Source organism: Marinobacter sp. SS21 (genome assembly GCF_028369065.1).
Lineage (GTDB): Bacteria > Pseudomonadota > Gammaproteobacteria > Pseudomonadales > Oleiphilaceae > Marinobacter.
The window spans coordinates 1-2,668 of record NZ_JAQNDA010000023.1 but is presented as its reverse complement, the minus strand read 5'-3'; the positions used below and the strand labels follow the sequence as shown (position 1 = coordinate 2,668).

Genomic DNA, 2,668 nt, shown 5'->3' with positions numbered 1-2,668 from the left:
TGGTGCCCGGACGCGGAATCGAACCACGGACACGGGGATTTTCAATCCGCTGTATCTATGCTTCAAAGAACCACAAATCAACACAATCAGTCAGTTACGAAGATGCAGCGCCACACTAGACCACACAAAAGCGCTATTGCGTGGACACTTCGTTGACACCTGGCGGGAGCTGCTGTTTATTGGACTTACACTCCAGAGTGAAGGACCAAATGTACTCTATCGGCTCCACCTATACCCGCAAGGACATCTACGAGATCCTCGATATCCCAACCGACCAAAGGGGCGGTGACTGGCTAAATGGCTACCATCGCCATGGCACTGACTACTACATCTTCTGCAATGTCGGTGTTCCTGGACGGACGGGGCATGACTACGATAACCATTGGGACGGCGAGAAACTCATCTGGTACGGGAAGGCGAAGTCGCACTTTGGGCAGGGCGCTACCCAGAACCTTATCTCAGGGGAATACCGGGTCTTCATATTCTATAGGGAGCAGGATCGGGCACCCTTCACCTATGCCGGAGTGGGTTCCCCCATACCCCATACAGGAACTGAACGCCCAGCCAGGATTGACTGGATATTCGGCTCTGACCAATCCGATGAGGCCCCTGTATTCACTGATGAATATGCCCCTGGGGCGAGTTATAAGGAAGGCCAGCGAACCAAGGTCCTAGTCAATCGATACGAACGCGACCGCAACGCCAGGGATGCCTGTGTTCAGCACTTCGGAACTCGTTGCAAGGTTTGCGAGCTAGATTTTGGGGAGAAGTATGGCGACATTGGCGAGGGATTTATCCACGTACACCACACAGTTCCAGTCAGCGACTTAGGTGAGGAATACATTGTCGATCCAAGGCAGGACCTGGTTCCGGTTTGCCCCAATTGTCACGCGATGCTTCACCGGAGGAACCCCCCCTACTCAGTCGATGAGTTGAGGCATTTATTGGATCAGGGAGGGTGATGACTTCCGGCCATTACGTACCTTGGTTGGAAGGCGCCGCCGGCTTTGCATAGTCACCAGCGGCGTATCCTGAAATTACTAGCGCTGTTTTCTCCTATCCTGATATTTAATAGGGATTCGGGCCGGTATCAGGAAAAAGGCGATAAAAATTCCCTGGTCTAGAATTTCGGCAATCCAGGATGGTTCTATCATTTCACTACTCCGCCTGTTGTGGGTTTATCCAACAGACAGGTCGTTATGCTAGTTTTGGCCATCGTTGAGCCGTAAATCATGAAAAATGATCTTAGGCGCAAGATCATGCAGGCCAACAAACCTGCTAACACCCGCCCCGAGATCCGGGTTAGGAAGGCCCTCCATGCCTTGGGCTACCGCTTCCGGATTCACCGCAAGGACCTTCCAGGAAAGCCCGATATCGTCCTACCCAAGCACAACCTCGTCCTATTCGTTCATGGCTGTTTCTGGCACCAACACCCTGGGTGTTACCTCGCGTCCAAGCCGAAGACCCGGCAAGAATTCTGGAAGGCAAAGTTCGAGGCAAACCGGCTCAGGGATAAGGGGAACCAGCTCGCCCTAAAGGAAATGGGTTGGAGGGTAGAAGTGATATGGGAGTGCCAGACCATGGACAACGGAAAATTGTCGGAACGCCTTCAAGCCCTCATAAACCCACAATAAACCACAGTGCGAACCCCCGTCACAATTGGCTTCAATTATTCCTGGACATTATCCTGGACATCGGTAAAATATGCACAGAGTCATAAAGTGTGCCTGCAAGGAAGCCGAAGTGGTGAACGCTCCTGTATTTATAGATCTATTCGCTGGTTGTGGTGGCCTCTCCTTAGGCCTGCTCCAGGCTGGCTGGAAAGGGATTTTTGCCATCGAGCGAACAGCAGACGCGTTCCTCACCTACCGCCACAACCTCGTAGACAGCGGTCGTTTCCAGTACGACTGGCCAGAATGGTTGCCAAAGACCGAGCACGACATAGAAGCCTTTCTGGGTGGATACAAAGGGCAGTTGGCCACCCTGCAAGGAAAGGTTGACCTCATTGCCGGTGGCCCTCCATGCCAAGGGTTCTCTCCAGCAGGCAAGCGGAACCCGAAGGACCCGCGAAATCGCATGGCTGAGCGGTACATCGAAGTCGTAAAGATCGTAAAGCCAAAATTCCTTTTCCTGGAAAATGTGCGCGGCTTTAACGCACCTTTCGAAAAAGCGTCCCAGGGAAAGAAAGCCGTACCATATTCCCATGTGGTGAAACGTCGGCTTGAGACGGAAGGCTACAACGTAGAATTCCGCGTGTTGGTCAGCGCTGATTGGGGCGTACCCCAAATGCGGCCCAGGTTTATCCTGGTGGCAACACGGAAGGACCTGGGGCTCGATTGGGACCTATTCACCGAGTTACTGGCAAACCGCAATGCCTTCCTGGTTTCACGGGGGCTAGATCCGGATTGCAGGCAAACAACCAGGGATGCTATCGACGACCTCCGGGTAGAAGGAAAGGAGCGTATCGAGAGTACTGATGGCAGCGTCCGGGGCTTCAGCCAAATAAAGTATCAGGAACCGGAATCACCCTCGGCATTCCAGCGTCTTATGCGCGTCCAAATGACGGAAGGGGAGGGCCCTAATAGCTTAAGGCTCCCTAGGCATCGGCCACAGGTCACTGAGCGCTTTGAGCGCATACTAAGGGAATGCCCCAAGGGCAAGTGCTTGA

The 2,668-nt window shown here is 53.3% G+C and carries 3 protein-coding genes; all 3 read left to right on the top strand.

What is annotated here, in order from left to right:
• The first annotated feature begins 209 nt into the window (after positions 1-209).
• Complete coding sequence (locus tag N6L25_RS17620) at positions 210-962, top strand: DUF3427 domain-containing protein (protein ID WP_271983141.1); 753 nt, start codon at positions 210-212, stop codon at positions 960-962.
• 270 nt (positions 963-1,232) lie between these two features.
• Positions 1,233-1,634 (top strand): very short patch repair endonuclease, encoded by a 402-nt coding sequence (locus N6L25_RS17615; protein ID WP_271983138.1) that lies wholly within the window; start codon positions 1,233-1,235, stop codon positions 1,632-1,634.
• Between the two features lie 70 nt (positions 1,635-1,704).
• Positions 1,705-2,668, top strand: a 964-nt coding sequence (locus N6L25_RS17610; RefSeq protein WP_271983136.1) for a DNA cytosine methyltransferase, incomplete at its 3' end; no start/stop codon positions are given.